Origin of the sequence: Halioxenophilus aromaticivorans (assembly GCF_042850945.1) — a bacterium.
GTDB lineage: Bacteria > Pseudomonadota > Gammaproteobacteria > Pseudomonadales > Cellvibrionaceae > Halioxenophilus > Halioxenophilus aromaticivorans.
The window spans coordinates 215,480-233,925 of the sequence record NZ_AP031496.1; the positions used below are offsets into that span (position 1 = coordinate 215,480).

An 18,446-nucleotide genomic window follows, 5' to 3' on the forward strand; every position below is an offset into this window, starting at 1 on the left:
GCGTTTAAATGCAACAACGCTTAATTTTTAATGCTACATTTGCTTTGGTGCTATATTTGCGCGCTGGCGCGGGGCAGGGTTGCGATTATTGGGGCGGCGTCGGTAATGATAACCGTGTGCTCAAATTGCGCGGATAAATTGTTCGCATCACCCACCAAGGTCCAGCCATCATCGGCTTCTGTAACAAAAGTGCTTTTGGTTGATAAAAATGGCTCGATGGCAACAACCTGGCCACGTTTAAATACACGGCTATCTTTGCGATCAAAGTAGCTGACGATGTCTGTGGGTTCTTCGTGTAAGCTTCGCCCCACACCGTGCCCAGCGAGATTATTGATGGTTTTAAATCCGTGGGATTTAGCCGCCTTTTGCACGGCCTTGCCAATGCGGTTTATTCGATTACCTACCCGAGCCTGGGCGATGGCCTGTTTTAATGCCAAACGTGTTGCGTGGCACAAACGGGTTTTTATTTCCGTCGTTGGGGGCACTACCGTTGTGGCGCCGGTGTCGGCGTAATAACCATTAAACTCCGCGGACACATCAATATTGACGACATCACCGGCTTGAATTACACGGTCACCAGGGATGCCGTGGGCGGCCTCCTCGTTAACGCTTATGCAGGTCGCCCCTGGGAAATCGTACATTTGCCGCGGCGCAGACCTTGCCCCTAGTCGTTCTAACAGAGCTTCCCCCAGTTGGTCCAATTCCAAAGTGGTCATGCCAGGCTCAACCGCAGCTAACATCGCGTCTCTTACTTTCGCAACTATCGCGCCCGCGCTTAAAATGCCGTCAACGTCGTCTTGGCCTTGTACCGTCATACCTGTATTCCAGAATCAAAGTGATATCGTTAGTGTATCGCACAAAGCTAATGGGCTAACAGAGGTACTTGAGCACAGAGGCACTTGAACTCAGAGGCACTTGGACATTGAATTGGGGGTGAGGTTTAGTAAATTAGAGATTACCTACAAGGGAGGCAGGAAGGGACGAAACAAGGGAGATAAATAGTCACTTAATTAAGTTAAGTATTGGCTTAAACGCCGGTGAGCGGCAGTCTGCTACTAACTCAAATAGGCTCATTTCAAGGCTACTAATAGTGATGCCATTGCTGGCCAAACGCTCCAGTGCAATTTGTTTGTTATGAGGGTGACGGGAAGCGATGCAATCGGCCAGAACGTGCACTTGGTAGCCGTGCTGCTGTAGTTGCGTGGCAGTTTGAAAAACACAAATATGGGCTTCTATCCCACAAACCAACCACGCCGATTTCTGTGCATGCTCCACCGCCTCCATAAACTGCGGCTCTGCACAGCCGTTAAAGGATGTTTTGGCTATCGGCTTATTAGGCAACAACTCCTTGCGTATTTCCGGCACTGTTTGGCCGAGCTTCTCAGGGTTTTGCTCTAGCCAAACCAAAGGTAGGCCCAGTTCTTGGCCCGCGTTTATAAGGTTTTTACAAGCGGCTATGGTAGCTTGGCTATTATCTACGATCCTAGCGAGTTTGCCTTGTATATCAACGACGATAATGCCGGTGTTTTTTGCGTTCAGCATATTGGTTAACCGCGCTTAATCCGCACGACCTTCATATACTCAAATTCAATTCCGGCGACGGATTCATGAGCGGGGTAGTAAGTTAAATTTACGCGTGCGCCTTTTAAGTTCTGGTAGTTATCTTTACGTTTAAACTTAAAGGGTACATCACAACCTTCCACCATTAGCGAATGCAAAATCCACTCACCTTGATCTCGTTGAGTATGCGAAGTAACTTTCATTAATTCGGTGTGTATAAGGTTTTGGTTCTTATCAACCAGCTTTTTGGGATCTGATTTCACAGCGTTTTCCGGCAAGCGAATGGGCATTATCTGACTACAACAACGGCGTGCGTTCGAAGTATTAATTAAAGAGCTTACACTGTTTTTATAACCCGTGCAGGGTTACCGGCGATAACGACGTTATCTCCAAAGTTCTTGGTAACTACCGCACCAGAGGCCACCACCACGTTATTGCCCAGCGTAACTCCTGGGTTAATGGTGGCGTTGCCGCCAATCCAGCAATTGTTGCCAATGGTGATCGGCTTTCCATATTCCAATCCGCTCAAACGCTGTTTCGGATCGACAGGGTGCGTGGCGGTGTAGATACCAACCTGCGGGGCAATGGCGCAATTATCTCCAATCCGAACTTCGGCAACGTCCAATATAACGCAGCCAAAGTTGGCGTAAAAGTTTTCGCCGACGTGTATGTTTACGCCATAGTCACATTGAAAGGTAGGCTCTATGTAGATATTTGCACTGCTAGAGCCAAACAAAGAGTTGATGATTGCGGTGCGTTCTTCAGCGTTTGCCGCGCTGATGTTGTTGAAGGATTCGGTTTTAAGTCGGGCTTGTAACCGTAGCTGTACTAGCTCTTTATCTAGCGGGTTGTAAAATTCACCGGCTAGCATCTTAGCTTTTTCGTTCATAGTGTAATCTCGGAAGCGCACTTAGAATTATTGAATGTGTAATATCGGTGGTGTGATTTAGACGCGGGGCGCAAACATAATAATTGCCATGCCGAATAGGGCCACAGTACTGCCTACAATATCCCACTGGGTTGGGCGAATGCCGTCCACCAGCCACAGCCATGCAATCGCCGTAAAGATATAAACACCGCCATAGGCCGCATAAACCCGCCCGGCTGCGGTAGGGTGCAACGACAGTAACCAGGCGAACAGCGCTAAGCAAGCAGCCGCGGGCACAAGCAACCAGGCGGAATGCCCTTGGCGTAGCCACAAATAGGGCAAATAACATCCGACTATCTCAGCAATGGCGGTTACTATAAAAAGGGCTATTGTTTTTAACACTGGCAAGTCGGGCTCCAACACAATCACAGGCGTAAAGCGCCACAGTAGCGCAAAGCCTAGGAATTGTACATTGCATCACTAGCGTCCTTTTGCAGGTAGACGACTTCCGTTTTGCCGAGTAATTTGCGTGCGTATTCTTGATAGCCTCGCCGCTGGTACATGGCCAAATTTCGTGTGCTCTTAGCGCCGGTAAAGAGTCTGTAATATTCGGCCTTAGGAAAAGAGGATTCCAACGCTGCCATTAGTCTGCTGCCAAGCCCGCGGCCTTGTAGCGCAGGGATAACTGCCATGCGAGCAATAAATGCGCAACCATCCTTAAAGCTAACCTGGCCACTGGCGACAATAACTCCTTGCTGCTCAATTTTTAAAATGATTTTATGTTCAAACTCCGCCTCTAATTGAGCTAAAGATTGAGTTAAAGGCGGAATATCAAAATCATCATGCAGCTCGGCCTCAGAGCGGTAAGCTATCTTCTGCAATTGCAAAATCGCCGCTGCGTCATCGACGGTGGCCTGTGAGATATTCATAGTATAGATCTCATTTACACTGGTGTATGTACCAATGGGTGCAATGCTAGCCCTATTAATCTCACGCTTAGACAACATGGCGGTTAAACATTTTGCATCCATGGAGCGAGCCGGCTGTTTAATGGCGGCTAGGTTTGGAGAAGCTTCCCAAGGCAGATGGATAGGTTGGTATACTTGTACTTGCCGTAGCTTTCAATTTTAGAGTAGCCATTACGCAGGTAAAAATTAATGGCATGGGTGTTTATTTTTCTCGTAGACAGCACTACGGTTGTGTACCCAAGCTTTATCGCTTCTTCTTCAAGGAGGAGTAGGATTTTTGTGCCTAATCCTTTCTTCTTAGCATACATCCGCTTAAGCTCGCAGGTGCTCGCATCTAAACGTCGAAAACAGCCGCAGGCGGCTGGTGCCTGGTGAAGACGGATAATAAGGAATACGTCGGTCTGAGAATCAAAATGACTGTCTGCAAATGAACTACTGCCGTCATCACCGGTAATATCGTATAGGGTTGCATTCAACTCCTTTAGCAATGCCAACGCGGCGGGGCTTTGGGGATGTGAGCGTTCTACGGTCTCCATCTCAAATATCATAGGTTTAAACCCTTAGCTCAGGGGTAGGCTTGCTGGTTTTAATGGCTGTGGCGGTTGCAATTAGCTACGGTGAAATCTCAAGTCATTTGAACTGTATCTGGTAACCGTCGGGGCTAACAACCGGCGTTGCCCAAAGCTATTTTTATCCCCCGGTATATTCGTGCAAATACGTGGGAAGTCCATCATTGATTGTACACCAGCGTGGTTTTTCACTAACCCACATGTGCCCGGTGACCACTACATTAGGTTTGTCGTCTAGCAAACCTAATCTGACTCTTAGAAATCGTTGCTCATTGTTGGTGACCACAAAAATGGGTGCAAAACACGTTTTGCAGTAATACCGAGCCTTACCGGGCCGCGATTCATACGCCACCAGAGAGCCGGATCCCTTAGTCACTTCAAACAGGCTGCGATCAACCCTGGCTACACAGGAATAATCGGCGCCACTGAGTTTTCTGCAGGTTCGGCAATAACAATATCGCACGCTGAGAGTATCCTTGGCGATTTGAAACTCTACTGCGTTGCAGTGGCAAGACCCTTTAATCATGTCGTCCCCATGAAACCTAGCCCGCTAAAAAAAGGCCCAGCTAATCCGAACAGGCGGTATGGCTGGCCTATCTGTTAAGTTCGGTAATATGCCAAAGTTCACCTGCAGGCCCCCATAAGTAAATTACCTTGCCCCAGGGTTCGTTCTTTATCGGGCTATGTTTCATTTCTATGTTGGTTACGCTAGATATTACAGTCATAACATCATCTATATCATATACAACGAGTTGGAACATTAAGTTGCTGGCAAACTCTTCGTTGTAATAGCGTTGCAAAAAGAATGTGCATTGATCTTTTATAAGGATACATAAATCTGGGCCAGCTTCTTCTAAATTGAAGCCCAAAGCTAAATAAAAAGCCTTTGACTGTTCGTAATCCTTGCTTGGCACAAATGGTCGGAGATCTTTTAGTTTCATAGTGTGGTCTGTAATTTAGGAAAGCACAACAGAGTTGGACGGTCGCAACATGGCGGAAAGTACCCTAAACAGTCTAAGGCATAGTAGATTATCGTGCACGATATTTTACGGCACCTACTTCCAGCCGGTATCGTCACTCTTGCCGTTTTCTGGGCCAATAAAAGTCGAAACCTTTTCTGCTATTAACCCGGTGAGGGTATATATCTGATATAATTCTCGGACGAATAGTAAACCAGACACTCGAACTTTATCATTCGATGCAATCGAAGAGAAACGGCGTACGGCGCAAAAGTTACGTAACGCAGGAATGACCCGAACGGAAATCTCCGAAATCGTCGGCGCTCACCCGGATACCGTTGGGAGGTGGTTAAAAATCCCTCCCAATAAACTAAAAATCAATAAGCGCGGGCCAAAAAAAGGTGAAGGAACGCATCTGTCCCAAGAAGAGAGCGATAGAGTTAAGAAACTGATTACAGACAAGACGCCAGATCAACTGCGGCTGGACTATGCGCCGTGGACTCGGCAATCGGTACAGCAGTTAATTCTTCAAGAGTATGGAGTTGAACTAGCAGTAAGAGCGGTTGGGGACTATTTAAATCGCTGGGGAGTGACGTCACAAAAACCTCAGAAGCGCGCTTATGAGCAACGAGCACCAGAAGTAAAGAAGTGGCTTAAAGAAGAATATCCAGACATCAAAGCACACGCGAAGTCTGAAAATGCCGAGATATATTGGGGCGACGAAACAGGTTTACGTAACAATTGCCAGCACGAGCGAGGTTACGCACCTAAAGGAAAGGCCCCAGTAATCAAGCTAAACGCAAATTCTGAGTCAATCAACATGATATCTGCCGTCACGAATCAGGGTAAGGTTCGATTTCGGCTCTTCGAAGGAACCATGAATGGGGATAAACTTATCGATTTCATGATGCGCTTAGTGAACTCAACTGACCGTAAAGTATTTTTAATCTTGGATAATTTACGAGCTCATCACTGTAGGCCGGTTAAAGAATGGCTAGAGGATCACAAAGAAATGATCGAATTGTTCTATCTGCCTGCGTGTTCTCCAGAGCTAAATCCTAACGAGTATTTAAACTGTGCCCTTAAGAAAGGTGCCCATAGTGGTTGACCGACAAGGAATAAAAAGCAATTAAAATCTAAAAATCGCACATGGCTATGTTGCAAAAAGCCAAGTCGGGTAAAGAAATACTTTAACAATGAATGTATTCGATACGCCGCCTAGCAGGCATATACTTCCGCCGGGGGTAATGGTTAAAGAGCGGCAAAACGAAGGGTCGATTTCGGTGGCCCTTGATGACCTATAAGCTCGCATTCAAAAAAATCAGCCTTCAAAGAATGGATAAAGCTAGGTCACACCATAAAAGAGCAATTTAAAAAGAAGCTAATGGAAAGGTTGCAAACCCCCCACGTACGTTGGTTTGCTCTAAGCGGCGCAAATGACTGTTGCAAAATAAAACTGCCTCAAGCGGGTTGCCGCCTAGTTTACTTCGTTGACATTAGCACTGTCACGATAGTCGTTATTGCAGTTGGGAAAGGGAATCGTATGAAGTTGATGACCTAGCATTAAACCGCCGTGGCGAATATAAATAGGCTATTATAAGGCCGTTAGCATGGGCTGCGCTGTGAGCGCAGTCCAATGCTTGGCCTGTTATGTGATTACTTCCCGACTACAGAGGCTTCACATTTGTTGCGCAAGGGCCTTTTTGACCTTGACCCACCTCAAATTCAACCTTCTGGCCGTCATCTAGTGATTTGTAACCACTTGCTTGAATTTCTGAGTGGTGTACAAATAGGTCCTTACCTCCGTCTTCCGGGGTAATAAAACCGAAACCTTTATCTGCATTAAACCACTTTACTGTTCCTGTACTCATATTCTTAATCTTCATTTTTTCTGGTGAGTTATATTTGACTAACTTCGATATCACCATCTCGAAGTTAGTTTTTGAATGTTTTCACATAAAGCCTGGTCCAGCCGCCACAAAAATGGCTGTTTCTTGACTGAACGGTTGCGGCCACTTGTCAAATGCATTGCATTCCTAGGCAATCACTGTAATCTATCTTGTCCTTCGTTTTGTCATTTATCCTCGATAGCTGGCTGAGCGCTCACTTTTTGAGGCAGCCAAATGACAGAACTTCGCCTATGCTACCAAACTATTGAGTTTGGTAATATAGATATTCATCTTTGCACGCTGCGTAACAAGCAAGAATTTTACGATCCTGATGGGATTTCCGAAAAACTGGGTATTTCTTCTGCGGCCTGGCCGCTTTTTGGCGTCATTTGGCCATCAAGTATAGTCCTCGCGCATCACATGAATAACTATAATGTTGGTGCAAAACGGGTTCTTGAAATTGGCTGTGGAACAGCTCTAAGTAGTTTATTGCTGAATAAAAAAAATGTAGATATTACAGCAACTGATTATCACCCAGAAACAAAACATTTTTTAACCAGAAATACTAAGCTTAATGGCGACAACGCAATAACTTTCGAACGAACTGGTTGGGCAGATAACGATGATACTTTAGGGCGCTTTGACCTAATAATAGGCAGTGATCTACTGTATGAAGATGAACACGTTCATTTACTCACGGGGTTCATTCAGGAGCATTCAAACCCAACGTGCGAGGTTGTAATCGTAGATCCAGGCAGAGGTAGAAAAAGCAAATTGGCGAAAAAACTACTTGGATTTGGTTTCGTATCAACGTTTTCCAAAGCAGAAAATACCGATTATTTAGATAAAGCCTTTAAAGGCGATATCCTAACGTTTTCGCGTACTAACTAAGCATTTTACACCGCCAGCATGGCCTGCGCTGTAAGCGCAGTCCAATGTCTGGCGTTGTTATGTGATTACTTCCCGACTACAGAGGTTTCACATTTGTTGCACAAGGGCCTTTTTGCCCTTGACCTACCTCAAATTCAACCTTCTGACCGTCATCTAGTGATTTATAACCACTTGCTTGAATCTCTGAGTGGTGTACAAATAGGTCCTTACCTCCGTCTTCCGGAGTAATAAAACCGAAACCTTTATCTGCGTTAAACCACTTTACTGTTCCTGTACTCATATTCTTAATCTTCATTTTTCTGGTGAGTTGTATTTGACTAATTTCGATATCACCATCTCGAAGTTAGTTTTTGAATTTTCCTATAACGCCTTACTTTGCGGCAGCCGCGGAGTGCCCGACACTAGCAAGTTCTCACGCGGCGTCAACGTCAAGCTTCGATACCTTGCTGAGCTTTACAGATTTTTTCGCTTGCCAAAGATCAAAAGAATACTGCATGGCGAGCCAGCTTTCGGGCGAACGGCCGAGTGATTTAGAGAGTCTGAGAGCCATTTCTGGACTAATGCCACTTTGCCCCTTGAGAACTCGGTTTAACGTTGAAGCTGCAACGTCTAGTTTGCCGGCTAAAAAACGACAACTTATGCCGTAGGGCTCCATATACGTTGCTGCGATAAACTCGCCAGGGTGTGGAGGATTATGCATGGACATCAGTGTAGTCCTCGTAGTTGAGTAGGTGAACATTGCCATCTACGAAGTGAAGCGTAAGGCGCCAATCTTCTGATGCAGTATTTGACCAAATACCGTTGCGCATGCCTTTGAACGGTTGAGGCCTGTAGCCAGAGATAGCAAGGTTCCAACTTCTATGGCTGAGTCCAATGCTGCCAATTGAAATCGAAGCCTTTCGCAGCGCTTTACCTGAATCCCAGCTATGGACCCTTTGGAGTGATGCGTTTGCGCCCCTTATGCTTGACTGATTTGATCGCCCGGCTATTGTAGTGCGTTGCGCAACACTGTCAAGCGGCATAACGCTACCAAAACTGGCCGAGCATGGCGAGATCCAGTCCCCGAAGAGGGCGGAAAAGGCGATCACGAGTAGTTTAAGCGCCCCAACAAGCCTGGCCATGTGATTGCCACCCCCCACCCGCAAGGATGTACCAGCTTGAGCCTTGTGTACCATATTCCGACAGGCAGGCTGGCAGCTGCGAAATGTATACCCCGTATACGTACATTTAAGCGCCAAAGAGAACGCTCACGGTATTACCGACTACCCCGTTGGGTAAAGCATTGACCTATTTGCATAATCAATGGCATCGATTGGTCGGCTATCTTGATTATAGCAATTACCCAATCGATAAAAATCCTGCTGAGCGTGCAATACGCACCTTCACCATCGGCAGGAAAATTAGATTTTTAGCAAAAGCCAAGCAGGAGCTAATGCCATCGACAACCTCTACAGTCTAATCGAAGCTGCCAAGGCCAACGATCTAAATATCTAATCCACGTGTTTACCGATTTACCGAACGCACGGGACAGTGAAGATTTAGAAGCGTTGCTACCATGGGAAGTAATACTAGACTAGCACGGACTTCGATTGGCGCTTCCCATAATTCGATCCCTCAAATTGCATAACGTCGCCAGCCGCGGCAGATTACGCGGAGCACCTTTTGTGAAATGCTGAGCGTAGCGAACACAAAAGGTACGGAGTGTAAGCTGTCCAGCCCACTCAGTGGGCGATGCTGACCGGCCTTGTTATGTTTCTGTAATTGGCTCATAATGTGTACAAAATCAACGCTATATACACACAGGTGCAATATGCGAACTAACATTGTGATAGATGATAAATTAATGGCCGATGCTTTGAAGGCTACCGGCCTACAAACCAAGAAGGAAGCCGTGGAGGAAGGACTTAAAGCTTTGATTAGATTGAAAAAACAAGCCGACGTTCGAAGTCTAAGAGGTAAGCTTAAATGGGAAGGCGACTTAGGCGACATGAGATCCGATAGGTGATATTAGTTGATACGAGCGTATGGATTGATTTTTTCAATGGTAAAGATACAGAAGAAACAGACATTCTTGACAGTACGCTAGGCAGGCAAGAAGTTGCAATCGGCGACCTTATATTACTTGAAATCTTGCAGGGGTTTTGCGCAGACAAAGACTACAATACTGCAAAAAAGTACTTAGGCGATTTACATCTATACAATATGCTCAATTCTGAGCTGGCCTTAAAAGCTGCAGACAATTACCGAAAACTGCGAAAAAACGGAATTACTATTCGCAAGACGGCTGACGTAATTATTGCTACTTTCTGTATCGAAAATCGCGTCCCTCTTCTTTTCACAGATAAAGATTTTATTCCTTTCTCAGAACATTTAAAGTTGCGCTCAGTTTCCGCTTAAACATAACGCCGGCCACAAGCGCCGGAACGGAGGTCCAGCGCGCTTGCGGGCAAGCCTGATGGGCCTTGTTAGGCATTATGGTAAGCGTCCCAATGTGATTTAAAAATTGACCCATCATTGTCTTTTATATTTATTTTATGCTCAATAGGGTAGTTCTGAAATTTAGCGGTGATAGCCAATAATATTTCGAATAGCCCCTCGAGTGCAGCTTGAGTCCATTCTGGCCCCATGCGGTAGTCGATAACCAAACTATCAGCGAACACGAACACGAACACGAACGCGCCAAGCTCTGGTAATTTCTTCCCAGTCAGACTTTTGATACCACCAAAACAAAGGTGAAAAGGCTCAGCCTCACCGGCAACAAACTGTACCGAGGGATTATCAGTAAATAAGATCGAAACTTCGCATTGGTTTGTGACAGGCCAATAGTAAGGTATTTCCGAGGATATATACCCTGCAAAATTCCCGAACCTTTCGTACCCCGCAATAGCTTCTCTACCGGACAAATGGAGTAATTCAATATCAGGCAGAGAAACGTCATTCTCTGTAAATATGCTTAGTAATTCACTCCAATCTTCAATCATGCATGACACCTAACGCCGTTGTAACCGGTGCGGTTTATGAAGTGGAGTTTTGCGGTAAAGTGGCGAAGCCACTGCAAAACGGAGCGTAGCAAACTGGATCTGGTTGACAGCCTTGTTATGCGGCCCTATAGTTAAGTACAGAATTAAGTACAGAATTAAGTACAGAATTAAGTACAGAATTAAGTACAGAATTAAGTACAGAATTAAGTACAGAATTAAGTACAGGATCCTATTATGGACGCCATAAGCTACACAGCAGCCCGAGCAAACCTTGCCAAAACCATGGAGCGGGTCTGTAACGACCACTCTCCAGTGATTATTACCAGAAAGAGCGAGTCACCCGTGGTCATGGTCTCCCTTGAGGACTACCAGGCTATGGAGGAGACCGCCTACCTTCTTCGCTCGCCTGCGAACGCTAGACATCTACTTGAGTCTATAGCCGAACTTGAGGCCGGGAAAGGCTCTGAGAGAGAGCTAATTGAGTGAAGTTAACTTTCTCCTCTAGGGCTTGGGAAGAGTATCTATATTGGCAGAAAGCAGACAAAGCAATGGTCAAAAGGATTAACGCCTTAATCAAGGATTCTTCCCGCAACCCTTTTGAAGGGATAGGTAAGCCAGAGCCTCTAAGGCATGGCCTTTCTGGCTATTGGTCTCGTCGTATTAATGATGAGCACCGATTCGTATATAAAACTACCGATGACGGCCTTTTAATCGCTCAGTTACGCTATCACTATGAGTACTGAAACACTTTAACGCCTCAAGAAGCGGCGCAGTTTACTGCGTTCGCTTGCTTGACTTGTTAGCTGTGAGATCTTTCAGGGAGCCGGAAATGTATTTGTGGATAATGCTCGAAACAAACGTTTGATAGGGAATACCTTCTTCGAGTGCCCTAGACTGGATAGCAGTTAAGTCTCGATTGGAGATACGGATATTAATCCTTTTGTCTTTTTTGGAAGTATTGGCAGCAATTGCTTCCAATTCCTTTTTCCGGGACTCAGTTAATACTGATTCATACTCACCAGCCTCAACAGCATTAAGGAGTTCTTTTTCCTCTTTCGATAATTTGGTTTTGTTCATGATCCACCTCCAAGATATTTCTTGGTAAATTTTCTGCTGGGGATAATTGTTTTTAGGAATACCTCTTCCTCAGTTTCAACGTATGGAACAAGGTAAACGTAATCCACTATTCGAAGTATGAAAACCCGCTGATTTGGATAGTCTGATTTATTTGGATGAACGATGTCATCCAGCAAGCCGCCATTCTCTATATAAAAAATAGCCTCCTCAAAGGATATATCCCTTTCGAGGATAAGCTCTTGATTTTTATCAGAATTCCAATTGTAGATTTTCATGCACATCATACTAACATGATTGTGTGCATTTTGTCATCAGGCAAAGTGAGGCTAACGCCCACGTAAAAGGCCGACTGGAGCTTAGCGTAAGGAGGTCCAGCGGAACGAAGTGGAGCGATTTTTGATATGTTTGTTAAATGCTTTACAATGCGCACTCGCATGCGCATAACGCCAAGATTTCCCAATTTTGGAGGACCAAATTATGGAGCCGCTATTTGACTTGGAAGCTCCCAAAAAACCCACAAATCTTAGCTTAAACAGTGACTTACTGAATAAGTGCAGGGCCATGAACATTAACCTTTCGGCTACATTGGAACAAGCCCTCACCGAAAAACTGTCCAAAGCCAGAAATGACAAGTGGGCCGAGGAGAATAAAAATGCCATACGAGCCTACAATGAGTTTGCTGAGGAGCATGGATGTTTTGGTGATGAATATAGGGCGTTTTAATGGCCCAGTTTGACGTTTACCTTAACCCAAGCCGAAACACCCGCAGCCTTTTTCCTTACATTGTTGATACTCAAAGTCCCATTATTTCGGATATTGCGACAAGAATTGTTGTCCCTCTTGGGAAGCAGCAAAACTTCAAAAGTGAAAGCATGAAAGGCTTAACCCCAGAAATAGAATACGATGGAGAAAAGCTGTTATTGCTCATACCTCAAATTGCATCCATTCCATCTAAAACATTAAACAAACCTATAGGTTCACTTAGCCATTTCCGAGACGAAATTATCGCCGCGTTGGATTTCGCTATCACGGGCATTTAACGACCGCAACAGGGGCAAACTTGGAGCGCCGGCGGAAAGTTTGTCCCTGCCTGGTTGCGCTTGTTATGTTTATCGTAGTTTAGTAGTAATGACATACGGGCATTTTGCGCCATAGAGGGCTTTTATGACTAGTTGATTAATATATTCATCTGTTGCCAAAAACCAAGCCGAGAAATGAGTATCGTCTTCTTTGGCGTTAATGGGTACTACATATTCATTCTTTGGCCCAAGAACTAGAAGTACCTGATAAAAATCACGCCCGTTGTGAACTTTGGGGACTTGGATACTAACAAGTTTCTCGTCCTCTTCTCTCGAATATGAAACCAAGAGAATCCCCTCTCCATCTTTTTCTTTTAGCTCGCCACACGAAACATCTAGTGCATTGCAATTGTATGAAAGGACCAGTGCTACAAATGTGATACAAATCTTTCTCATGGTTTAAACATAACGTCCCAACAAGCGGAGCAACGCGAAACGAGTCCAGCATTAATTGCGTTTTAGGCAATTAATGCGCGCTTGGTTGGTTTGTTATATTCTTGATTGACAGATATAAACATTTGTAAGCGCCAATCGAAGTCCGCGCTAGGCTAGGGTCATATTCCATGGAAGCAACGCTTCTATATCGTCAAGGCCATTCGCGTTCGGTAGATCTGTAAAAACACGTGATAGATAATCGTACACATTCAGGTCGTTCGCTTTAGCAGTCTCGATTAGGCTGTAGAGATTGGCGCTGGCTTTGGCTCCAGCCTGACTTTTGCTAAACAGCCAATTTTTTCTACCGATGGTAAAGGGACGTATTGCACGCTCCGCCGGATTATTATCGATAGGATAAATGCCGTCATCTAAGTAACTAACGAGTCGATGCCACTGGTTATCTAAGTATTTTAATGCCTTACCAAGTACTGAGGTCGGCACTACTGTGACTAGACTTTTGTTTTTCCAGGCTTTGAGCTTTTCTAGGATTGGTGCTGCCTCTCGTTGACGGGCTCTATAACGTTCGTTGGGCGGTTTTTCTTTAATCCGCTTCTCGATGGCGTACAGTTTTTGGATAAATGCTATAGCCTGATCAGCTTTGCCGGTTTTCATTTGCAGTTTCTGTGCTTCTACAAACTTTCTGCGAGCATGAGCCCAACAGCCTAGACGTTTGATATGGTAGGTTTCACAAGCTTTTTGGTACCACTCGTAACCATCGAGCATTACGGCTCCAGTTTGGTTTGTTAGTAGTTCCAGTGGCACAGCTTGCGAACGGCTGTCTCGGTAGTGATAAACAATGGCAGACTGCATATCGAAGGTTGCCATTAGCCATAGGTAACTTTTACTCTGCGCTGTTTTTCCTGGCTCGTCCAGGACTTGCAGAGTGGTTTCATCCATGTGGATTAAGGGCTGCTGCTGGACATGTTCGGTCAGTAAATTAATCAGTGGTTGTATCAGCTCTCCACATTTCACCATCCAGTTAGCGAGATTGGTGCGATCAAGGGTGATACCAGCGCGCTTAGACATTTCGCTTTGCCGGTACAGCGGCAGTGCATCAGCATACTTTTGTACTGCGACAAAGGCGAGCAAACCAGGGCTGGCGATACTTTTTTCAACAGGTTGCTTTGGTTTACTGGCAGTAACCACATGCTGTTCACAGCAAGGGCAAGCGTATTTCAATCGACGATGGAGAAGAACTTTAATCTGCGCAGGGATGATATCAAGCTGTTCGTGATCCTCACTACCAATCACCTTCAGAGCAGCACCGTCTTTGGGGCATATTTTCTCTGATTCAGCTAGATCGTGAATGATCTCCTCACGCGGTAAATCCGTTGGGATACTGACCCGGGGCTTGGCTTTTCTCTGGTGGCTGGCAACAGTGACTGTTTCGTTTGAAGCGCCTAGATCTTCTTCAAGCTCTAGCGCCTCAGCTTCGTTAAATAGACCAAGCTGATCGGGTGAAAGCTTTTCTGAAGAGACGCTAAACCGGCGACTGAGCAGAAGATCTATATGCTCTTGCAACAGCGAGTTTTTGACGCGGATTTGCGCTATCTGCTCCCGCAAGAGTTGGTTTTCTTTTTCGAGCTCATCGACACGGTTCATAGCCCATATTTTACTTGAGCTTAGACAACATCTCGATAGTAAATTGGAGAATGTGAGTTAATTTTGCTGACATCGAACCCTCTGAGCAGCCAACACCACTGTTCGTGGTTGAATGTAATAGTGTCACTGCGGCCCTGGCGTGGCCATTTAAACTTATCTTGCTCTAAGCGCTTTTGCCACAGAGCGAAGCCGGTCTGGTCCCAATACAGCACTTTTAACTGCCGCCGATTCTTATTGCAGAAGACAAATAGGCTAGGCTGGTTGATTGGTAGTGTCATCGACTCCGCAACTATTACCGATAAACCATTAATCGACTTCCTAAAGTCGACGGGTGCTCTATGCAGATAGATTGGGATGTCGCTACGCCATTCGATCATGCCAGTGCTCGAATTACTTCAGCGAGATAGGCTGGGTGAGTAGTCTGCGGCATGGTTATGGTAACCTTGCCCAAGGTGATTTCAACTGTACCGCCAGTTCTCGGTGAAGCCAAAACCACTTCAGTAAATGCCGGCCGATCGACGGCATCGTCCGCAATAAGTTTACTACGCTTTAAGCTGAAGTATTTTGGGTTGATGTCGCGCTGTTTACAAAATTCGGTTTGAGTTTGTCCGCTATTTTCAAATTCTACGATAAGAGCTTGCCACTGCTGGCGAGATAGACGAGCCATGATGAACCTCTGAAGTTGAGTTACTCGGAGGTTAATTGATGTTGGATGCTAACAATAGGGTGTGGTTGGTTAGGCGCTTACAAACATTTTATGGCTTTAGTTTCGGTAAGCCAAAATATTTTTTAAATACGAAAAACCATGGTATTACTAACAAATCGATAACCACACCAACGGAATTTGCAATCATGAGTTCCTCTGCAAAAGCACTTTCGGCACCTGACGACGTAATAGGTAAACCAACAAAAAGTACCCAAGTAGCTTTATAGAGTAACTGTATCAACAGTAATGGGATCATTTGAATTGGATAGGCGATACCAACTAATGCCAATATGGAAGCCACCGCATAGAAAGATATCCCTACACCCGTTAAAGGATCCCATGTTCCATCATGTGAAAACAGTCTTGGCCACCATGTGACTAATGTAATAAATGTGAGGAAGTAAAGTATCCTCATCAAACTAACACGAATTATGTGCAATTCAGACATGTTTAAATATCCTTGTGTTAACTATTACTTAGTCGAATTTTGTGAGAAGTCATAACGCCTTGCTAAACGGCAGCCGAAGCGCAGCGTAGGCTGTCCAGTGGAGGCGCGTTTTTTTGCGCCGGAACGATGTTTGAGCAACTTGTTATATTTTTGTGCTCATTAATTTATTACTACCTGAAAAACCAAACTTCTCATATAAACCATGTGCGTCATCCGTAGCTAGGAATTGAAACTTAGAATTCCAGCGTGGGTCGTTGGCTATAACCCCAAACATCCATTTACCTACACCTTTAGAACGGTGGTCAGGGTGAATAATTAGATCAGCAATATAAGCGACCGAAGCAAAGTCTGTTACTACCCGTGCAAAACCAACTTGACCGCCATTGAAAAAAAGTGAAAAGCAAATACTATTTTCTATGGAGGTTTTCATGGTTTCTAGGCTTCGCTCACTCGCCCAGTATGATGACCTTAGTAGTGACTCTACCATATCTAGTTGAATATCTTCTCGGTCATCACTTATACGATAATCTTCGTTTTCGTAGTACATAGTTTCCTTGAAATATAACGAGACTGTAGAAAAACTAAATCGGCAATCCCTGGTATTTCGTTACTACTTCTCATAGTCTCATCGACCCATTTTTAAACTGTTCTGTCGATATTTTATGTGATATCGCGTTCGTCGACTTGTTGTCGCTACGCCACTAGTTTATCGCCCCGTAGTTGGCGATTTTTTCAATATTATGGACTAAACAATATAGTTGCCATTGTCCCTGCACCTTTTGTTTGCCTCGAAGAGAGAATCGATTTAACCCTTTCTGGGTGCCTATGTTAGCAAACACCGGTTCTACTGTAGACATTCGATGCCCGTAAACTTGTTTTCCGTACCGACTATCCACTCGTCTTTGCATCCAAGCAGTTGGTGATTTTGAAGTGTTCACAGTGAAGGACACTTGTCTACCGTGGCCTTCTCTGGTGTCAGCGGAGGAGGGGTTGCGCATACATTCATGCTTTCTCACGCAGTTGCGGCAATCTGTCAACTTCCCTTCAAATGCGAGTTTCATTTTACCGTAGTCGTCTATCGATTCCGTATGTAACCACATTTGATTCCCTTCAGGGCAAATGCAGGTTTTATTTCGTTTGTTTAATTTAAACTCTGATGCCGGGATAACTTTCTTTACACCTTTTACGCTATCTTGGTGTCGCTTACCGTGATCGCTCTTCTGGCTTTTGAATTTTGGGTCGCGAGATCGGAAGGCGTTGTCTGGTACGTAGGCGTTTATCTCTTCCTCTTTCAGATAGGCATAATTAGCTTCGTTGGCAAACCCGGTATCAGCGGTGACAACGATTTGGTCTTCTATTAGACTACCGAATTCAGCACCAGCGTAACGCTGTTGAATCTTATCCAATACTGGCTTTAGTGTGTGGTGTTCTTGGCCTTCACCGAATGCTTGGGCATCGACAATGATTTGGTGCTTTTTGTCGACGGCAGCGACGCCGTTGTAGCCCTGTATTGTGCCTTTACTGGTAAGCATCTTAGCCGATTCATTGTCGGTGATATTGCTTTTTACTTCCTTTGGCCGTTTACCTTGCCCCATCCTTGGGGCTGCTGTCTTTAGGAATTGGTCGATTTTGCTAAAGTGTTTATCCAGCGTGCCGAGTGTTTTTTCGAGTTGATCCTTCCTATCACCTTCGCCTTTTCTACGCCGATCCAGACTCTTGTGTTCTTTCATGCAAGCTTTAATTTGTTGTTGAATCTTGTCCCGCTTACGCGCAAGCTCATCAAAGGTGCCAGAATGTTCTTTGGCGGCGTTAGAGGAGATCTTGCACCCATCAATAGCAATCAGTTCGTGGCCGATTAAACCTTCCTCATCGCACACCATCAGAATCTGAGTGAAGATATCTTCAATCGCGTCGGGATGGCTGCTAATGAAGCTGGCGATACTTGTAAAATGAGGAGTAGTGTCGCACGTGAGTGCCTTAAACATGATATTGTTTTGGCATTCCCACTCGATGTCTCGACTGGAGCGAACTCCTTTGTAGTAGGCGTAGAGTATAATTTTCAACAAAATAGAAGGGTTGTAAGCGGAGCGACCGCCAGTGTCGTTTTTATATTTACCGTAAAAGGCTGAGAGATCGAGCTTGTCTTCTATGAGGTGATGCAGGACAAACTCAAACGTACCAGGCCGAATCTGCTCTTCAAAATTGACTACAACCATGGTGTCTTGGTTGTAGTTAGGGGTTTTGAAATTAGGCATACAATAACTCCCTTTGGTGATACCCCATTTTAGCGAAAAACGACTGGTTTTTGGAGTTTTTCTACAGTCTCAACGCCCACAACAGGGGCCAAACGTAGTGGAGCCAATTTGCGGTAAAGTGAGCAAAGCGAACCGCAAATTGGCGGAGCGAAGTTTGGT

Annotated in this window: 31 protein-coding genes and 1 pseudogene; 10 read left to right on the forward strand and 22 right to left on the reverse strand. The window is 45.1% G+C overall.

Features of this window, described 5'->3' with window-relative positions; all coding sequences use genetic code 11:
* Positions 1 to 50: 50 nt before the first annotated feature.
* The 9 genes from map to ACGHM3_RS01005 all read right to left on the reverse strand — a co-directional run bounded on the left by map (position 51) and on the right by ACGHM3_RS01005 (position 4,906).
* Positions 51 to 815 carry a type I methionyl aminopeptidase gene (map, locus tag ACGHM3_RS00965; protein ID WP_345415993.1) on the reverse strand — a complete coding sequence of 255 codons (765 nt, stop codon included), beginning with the start codon at positions 813 to 815 and terminating at the stop codon, positions 51 to 53.
* A gap of 187 nt (positions 816 to 1,002) precedes the next feature.
* On the reverse strand, positions 1,003 to 1,542 hold the full coding sequence (locus ACGHM3_RS00970; RefSeq protein ID WP_345415990.1) for an isochorismatase family protein: 540 nt from the start codon (positions 1,540 to 1,542) through the stop codon (positions 1,003 to 1,005).
* Between the two features lie 5 nt (positions 1,543 to 1,547).
* Positions 1,548 to 1,823, reverse strand: coding sequence for a hypothetical protein (locus ACGHM3_RS00975; RefSeq protein WP_345415987.1), 276 nt, complete (start codon positions 1,821 to 1,823; stop codon positions 1,548 to 1,550).
* 74 nt (positions 1,824 to 1,897) lie between these two features.
* The gene (locus ACGHM3_RS00980; protein ID WP_345415984.1) at positions 1,898 to 2,449 is read right to left on the reverse strand and encodes a sugar O-acetyltransferase; all 552 of its coding nucleotides are present in this window, start codon (positions 2,447 to 2,449) and stop codon (positions 1,898 to 1,900) included.
* Positions 2,450 to 2,506: 57 nt separating this feature from the next.
* Positions 2,507 to 2,836, reverse strand: a complete 330-nt coding sequence (locus tag ACGHM3_RS00985) for a YnfA family protein (protein ID WP_345415981.1) — start codon at positions 2,834 to 2,836, stop codon at positions 2,507 to 2,509.
* A 50-nt stretch (positions 2,837 to 2,886) separates the two neighbouring features.
* Positions 2,887 to 3,357 carry a GNAT family N-acetyltransferase gene (locus ACGHM3_RS00990; RefSeq protein ID WP_345415978.1) on the reverse strand — a complete coding sequence of 157 codons (471 nt, stop codon included), beginning with the start codon at positions 3,355 to 3,357 and terminating at the stop codon, positions 2,887 to 2,889.
* Positions 3,358 to 3,485: 128 nt separating this feature from the next.
* A complete protein-coding gene (locus ACGHM3_RS00995; RefSeq protein WP_390517736.1) occupies positions 3,486 to 3,932 on the reverse strand; it encodes a GNAT family N-acetyltransferase in 447 nt (148 codons plus the stop codon).
* A 154-nt stretch (positions 3,933 to 4,086) separates the two neighbouring features.
* Complete coding sequence (locus tag ACGHM3_RS01000; protein ID WP_390517737.1) at positions 4,087 to 4,491, reverse strand: GFA family protein; 405 nt, start codon at positions 4,489 to 4,491, stop codon at positions 4,087 to 4,089.
* 67 nt (positions 4,492 to 4,558) lie between these two features.
* A complete protein-coding gene (locus tag ACGHM3_RS01005) occupies positions 4,559 to 4,906 on the reverse strand; it encodes a lactoylglutathione lyase (protein ID WP_345415972.1) in 348 nt (115 codons plus the stop codon).
* A 262-nt stretch (positions 4,907 to 5,168) separates the two neighbouring features.
* On the opposite strand from ACGHM3_RS01005, the gene ACGHM3_RS01010 reads away from it, so the two are divergent.
* Positions 5,169 to 6,032 carry an IS630 family transposase gene (locus tag ACGHM3_RS01010; protein ID WP_345416318.1) on the forward strand — a complete coding sequence of 288 codons (864 nt, stop codon included), beginning with the start codon at positions 5,169 to 5,171 and terminating at the stop codon, positions 6,030 to 6,032.
* A gap of 249 nt (positions 6,033 to 6,281) precedes the next feature.
* The gene (locus ACGHM3_RS01015; protein ID WP_390518209.1) at positions 6,282 to 6,485 is read left to right on the forward strand and encodes a type II toxin-antitoxin system RelE/ParE family toxin; all 204 of its coding nucleotides are present in this window, start codon (positions 6,282 to 6,284) and stop codon (positions 6,483 to 6,485) included.
* A 106-nt stretch (positions 6,486 to 6,591) separates the two neighbouring features.
* On the opposite strand, the gene ACGHM3_RS01020 is transcribed toward ACGHM3_RS01015, so the two are convergent.
* Entirely contained in the window at positions 6,592 to 6,795 is a 204-nt protein-coding gene (locus ACGHM3_RS01020) for a cold-shock protein (RefSeq protein ID WP_345415966.1), read from the reverse strand.
* Between the two features lie 252 nt (positions 6,796 to 7,047).
* Here ACGHM3_RS01020 and ACGHM3_RS01025 point away from each other — a divergent pair, with 252 nt between their 5' ends.
* A complete protein-coding gene (locus tag ACGHM3_RS01025; RefSeq protein WP_345415969.1) occupies positions 7,048 to 7,704 on the forward strand; it encodes a methyltransferase domain-containing protein in 657 nt (218 codons plus the stop codon).
* A 76-nt stretch (positions 7,705 to 7,780) separates the two neighbouring features.
* On the opposite strand, the gene ACGHM3_RS01030 is transcribed toward ACGHM3_RS01025, so the two are convergent.
* Both ACGHM3_RS01030 and ACGHM3_RS01035 read right to left on the reverse strand, forming a co-directional pair.
* Positions 7,781 to 7,984: a cold-shock protein gene (locus ACGHM3_RS01030; protein WP_345415966.1), complete on the reverse strand. Its 204-nt coding sequence runs from the start codon at positions 7,982 to 7,984 to the stop codon at positions 7,781 to 7,783.
* A gap of 132 nt (positions 7,985 to 8,116) precedes the next feature.
* Positions 8,117 to 8,410 carry a HigA family addiction module antitoxin gene (locus ACGHM3_RS01035; RefSeq protein WP_345415963.1) on the reverse strand — a complete coding sequence of 98 codons (294 nt, stop codon included), beginning with the start codon at positions 8,408 to 8,410 and terminating at the stop codon, positions 8,117 to 8,119.
* A 552-nt stretch (positions 8,411 to 8,962) separates the two neighbouring features.
* Here ACGHM3_RS01035 and ACGHM3_RS01040 point away from each other — a divergent pair.
* The 3 genes and pseudogenes from ACGHM3_RS01040 to ACGHM3_RS01050 form a co-directional block, all read left to right on the forward strand.
* Positions 8,963 to 9,163: pseudogene (locus tag ACGHM3_RS01040) on the forward strand (transposase); the annotation flags it as partial.
* A gap of 351 nt (positions 9,164 to 9,514) precedes the next feature.
* The gene (locus ACGHM3_RS01045; protein WP_390517738.1) at positions 9,515 to 9,709 is read left to right on the forward strand and encodes a type II toxin-antitoxin system VapB family antitoxin; all 195 of its coding nucleotides are present in this window, start codon (positions 9,515 to 9,517) and stop codon (positions 9,707 to 9,709) included.
* Positions 9,706 to 10,101, forward strand: a complete 396-nt coding sequence (locus tag ACGHM3_RS01050; protein ID WP_345415957.1) for a PIN domain nuclease — start codon at positions 9,706 to 9,708, stop codon at positions 10,099 to 10,101. The genes ACGHM3_RS01045 and ACGHM3_RS01050 overlap by 4 nt, the downstream gene beginning before the upstream one ends.
* Positions 10,102 to 10,169: 68 nt before the next feature.
* On the opposite strand, the gene ACGHM3_RS01055 is transcribed toward ACGHM3_RS01050, so the two are convergent.
* Positions 10,170 to 10,685, reverse strand: coding sequence for a hypothetical protein (locus tag ACGHM3_RS01055; protein ID WP_345415954.1), 516 nt, complete (start codon positions 10,683 to 10,685; stop codon positions 10,170 to 10,172).
* Positions 10,686 to 10,919: 234 nt separating this feature from the next.
* Between ACGHM3_RS01055 and ACGHM3_RS01060 the strand changes: the two genes are divergently transcribed.
* Together ACGHM3_RS01060 and ACGHM3_RS01065 are read left to right on the forward strand one after the other, a co-directional pair.
* Positions 10,920 to 11,171, forward strand: a complete 252-nt coding sequence (locus ACGHM3_RS01060) for a type II toxin-antitoxin system prevent-host-death family antitoxin (RefSeq protein WP_345415951.1) — start codon at positions 10,920 to 10,922, stop codon at positions 11,169 to 11,171.
* Positions 11,168 to 11,428, forward strand: a complete 261-nt coding sequence (locus tag ACGHM3_RS01065; protein WP_345415948.1) for a Txe/YoeB family addiction module toxin — start codon at positions 11,168 to 11,170, stop codon at positions 11,426 to 11,428. Before ACGHM3_RS01060 ends, ACGHM3_RS01065 begins: the two co-directional genes overlap by 4 nt.
* Before the next feature lie 31 nt (positions 11,429 to 11,459).
* Here ACGHM3_RS01065 and ACGHM3_RS01070 read toward each other — a convergent pair whose 3' ends face one another.
* Positions 11,460 to 11,762, reverse strand: coding sequence for a CopG family antitoxin (locus ACGHM3_RS01070; RefSeq protein WP_345415945.1), 303 nt, complete (start codon positions 11,760 to 11,762; stop codon positions 11,460 to 11,462).
* Positions 11,759 to 12,037 (reverse strand): BrnT family toxin, encoded by a 279-nt coding sequence (locus ACGHM3_RS01075; protein WP_345415942.1) that lies wholly within the window; start codon positions 12,035 to 12,037, stop codon positions 11,759 to 11,761. The genes ACGHM3_RS01070 and ACGHM3_RS01075 overlap by 4 nt, the downstream gene beginning before the upstream one ends.
* A 202-nt stretch (positions 12,038 to 12,239) precedes the next feature.
* On the opposite strand from ACGHM3_RS01075, the gene ACGHM3_RS01080 reads away from it, so the two are divergent.
* Together ACGHM3_RS01080 and ACGHM3_RS01085 are read left to right on the forward strand one after the other, a co-directional pair.
* Positions 12,240 to 12,485, forward strand: coding sequence for a type II toxin-antitoxin system CcdA family antitoxin (locus tag ACGHM3_RS01080; protein WP_345415939.1), 246 nt, complete (start codon positions 12,240 to 12,242; stop codon positions 12,483 to 12,485).
* Positions 12,485 to 12,802 carry a CcdB family protein gene (locus ACGHM3_RS01085; protein ID WP_345415936.1) on the forward strand — a complete coding sequence of 106 codons (318 nt, stop codon included), beginning with the start codon at positions 12,485 to 12,487 and terminating at the stop codon, positions 12,800 to 12,802. Before ACGHM3_RS01080 ends, ACGHM3_RS01085 begins: the two co-directional genes overlap by 1 nt.
* A gap of 69 nt (positions 12,803 to 12,871) precedes the next feature.
* Here the strand turns inward: ACGHM3_RS01085 and ACGHM3_RS01090 are convergent, their stop codons facing one another.
* From ACGHM3_RS01090 to ACGHM3_RS01120, 7 genes are all read right to left on the reverse strand, one after another.
* A complete protein-coding gene (locus ACGHM3_RS01090; protein WP_390517739.1) occupies positions 12,872 to 13,237 on the reverse strand; it encodes a hypothetical protein in 366 nt (121 codons plus the stop codon).
* A gap of 147 nt (positions 13,238 to 13,384) precedes the next feature.
* A complete protein-coding gene (gene tnpC, locus ACGHM3_RS01095) occupies positions 13,385 to 14,878 on the reverse strand; it encodes an IS66 family transposase (RefSeq protein WP_345415933.1) in 1,494 nt (497 codons plus the stop codon).
* Between the two features lie 20 nt (positions 14,879 to 14,898).
* A complete protein-coding gene (gene tnpB, locus ACGHM3_RS01100; RefSeq protein WP_390517740.1) occupies positions 14,899 to 15,255 on the reverse strand; it encodes an IS66 family insertion sequence element accessory protein TnpB in 357 nt (118 codons plus the stop codon).
* A complete protein-coding gene (gene tnpA, locus ACGHM3_RS01105; protein ID WP_345415930.1) occupies positions 15,252 to 15,545 on the reverse strand; it encodes an IS66 family insertion sequence element accessory protein TnpA in 294 nt (97 codons plus the stop codon). Before tnpA ends, tnpB begins: the two co-directional genes overlap by 4 nt.
* Before the next feature lie 88 nt (positions 15,546 to 15,633).
* Positions 15,634 to 16,032, reverse strand: a complete 399-nt coding sequence (locus tag ACGHM3_RS01110) for a hypothetical protein (RefSeq protein WP_345415927.1) — start codon at positions 16,030 to 16,032, stop codon at positions 15,634 to 15,636.
* Positions 16,033 to 16,174: 142 nt separating this feature from the next.
* Positions 16,175 to 16,579, reverse strand: a complete 405-nt coding sequence (locus ACGHM3_RS01115) for a GNAT family N-acetyltransferase (protein WP_390517741.1) — start codon at positions 16,577 to 16,579, stop codon at positions 16,175 to 16,177.
* Positions 16,580 to 16,733: 154 nt separating this feature from the next.
* A complete protein-coding gene (locus tag ACGHM3_RS01120) occupies positions 16,734 to 18,287 on the reverse strand; it encodes an IS1182 family transposase (RefSeq protein WP_390517742.1) in 1,554 nt (517 codons plus the stop codon).
* Positions 18,288 to 18,446 lie beyond the last annotated feature (159 nt).

Excerpts from the sequence above, each read along its gene's own strand:
- ACGHM3_RS01110 (WP_345415927.1), bottom strand. The coding sequence starts at position 16,032 with ATGTCTGAATTGCACATAATTCGTGTTAGTTTGATGAGGATACTTTAC.
- ACGHM3_RS00980 (WP_345415984.1), bottom strand. The coding sequence starts at position 2,449 with ATGAACGAAAAAGCTAAGATGCTAGCCGGTGAATTTTACAACCCGCTA.
- ACGHM3_RS01055 (WP_345415954.1), bottom strand. The coding sequence starts at position 10,685 with ATGATTGAAGATTGGAGTGAATTACTAAGCATATTTACAGAGAATGAC.
- ACGHM3_RS01035 (WP_345415963.1), bottom strand. The coding sequence starts at position 8,410 with ATGTCCATGCATAATCCTCCACACCCTGGCGAGTTTATCGCAGCAACG.
- ACGHM3_RS01090 (WP_390517739.1), bottom strand. The coding sequence starts at position 13,237 with ATGAGAAAGATTTGTATCACATTTGTAGCACTGGTCCTTTCATACAAT.
- ACGHM3_RS01120 (WP_390517742.1), bottom strand. The coding sequence starts at position 18,287 with ATGCCTAATTTCAAAACCCCTAACTACAACCAAGACACCATGGTTGTA.
- ACGHM3_RS01060 (WP_345415951.1), top strand. The coding sequence starts at position 10,920 with ATGGACGCCATAAGCTACACAGCAGCCCGAGCAAACCTTGCCAAAACC.
- ACGHM3_RS01005 (WP_345415972.1), bottom strand. The coding sequence starts at position 4,906 with ATGAAACTAAAAGATCTCCGACCATTTGTGCCAAGCAAGGATTACGAA.
- ACGHM3_RS00990 (WP_345415978.1), bottom strand. The coding sequence starts at position 3,357 with ATGAATATCTCACAGGCCACCGTCGATGACGCAGCGGCGATTTTGCAA.
- ACGHM3_RS01025 (WP_345415969.1), top strand. The coding sequence starts at position 7,048 with ATGACAGAACTTCGCCTATGCTACCAAACTATTGAGTTTGGTAATATA.
- ACGHM3_RS01030 (WP_345415966.1), bottom strand. The coding sequence starts at position 7,984 with ATGAGTACAGGAACAGTAAAGTGGTTTAACGCAGATAAAGGTTTCGGT.
- ACGHM3_RS01085 (WP_345415936.1), top strand. The coding sequence starts at position 12,485 with ATGGCCCAGTTTGACGTTTACCTTAACCCAAGCCGAAACACCCGCAGC.
- ACGHM3_RS00995 (WP_390517736.1), bottom strand. The coding sequence starts at position 3,932 with ATGGAGACCGTAGAACGCTCACATCCCCAAAGCCCCGCCGCGTTGGCA.
- ACGHM3_RS01070 (WP_345415945.1), bottom strand. The coding sequence starts at position 11,762 with ATGAACAAAACCAAATTATCGAAAGAGGAAAAAGAACTCCTTAATGCT.
- tnpC (WP_345415933.1), bottom strand. The coding sequence starts at position 14,878 with ATGAACCGTGTCGATGAGCTCGAAAAAGAAAACCAACTCTTGCGGGAG.
- ACGHM3_RS01045 (WP_390517738.1), top strand. The coding sequence starts at position 9,515 with ATGCGAACTAACATTGTGATAGATGATAAATTAATGGCCGATGCTTTG.
- ACGHM3_RS01115 (WP_390517741.1), bottom strand. The coding sequence starts at position 16,579 with ATGTACTACGAAAACGAAGATTATCGTATAAGTGATGACCGAGAAGAT.
- ACGHM3_RS01020 (WP_345415966.1), bottom strand. The coding sequence starts at position 6,795 with ATGAGTACAGGAACAGTAAAGTGGTTTAATGCAGATAAAGGTTTCGGT.
- ACGHM3_RS00970 (WP_345415990.1), bottom strand. The coding sequence starts at position 1,542 with ATGCTGAACGCAAAAAACACCGGCATTATCGTCGTTGATATACAAGGC.
- map (WP_345415993.1), bottom strand. The coding sequence starts at position 815 with ATGACGGTACAAGGCCAAGACGACGTTGACGGCATTTTAAGCGCGGGC.
- ACGHM3_RS01080 (WP_345415939.1), top strand. The coding sequence starts at position 12,240 with ATGGAGCCGCTATTTGACTTGGAAGCTCCCAAAAAACCCACAAATCTT.
- ACGHM3_RS01000 (WP_390517737.1), bottom strand. The coding sequence starts at position 4,491 with ATGATTAAAGGGTCTTGCCACTGCAACGCAGTAGAGTTTCAAATCGCC.
- ACGHM3_RS01075 (WP_345415942.1), bottom strand. The coding sequence starts at position 12,037 with ATGAAAATCTACAATTGGAATTCTGATAAAAATCAAGAGCTTATCCTC.
- tnpB (WP_390517740.1), bottom strand. The coding sequence starts at position 15,255 with ATGATCGAATGGCGTAGCGACATCCCAATCTATCTGCATAGAGCACCC.
- tnpA (WP_345415930.1), bottom strand. The coding sequence starts at position 15,545 with ATGGCTCGTCTATCTCGCCAGCAGTGGCAAGCTCTTATCGTAGAATTT.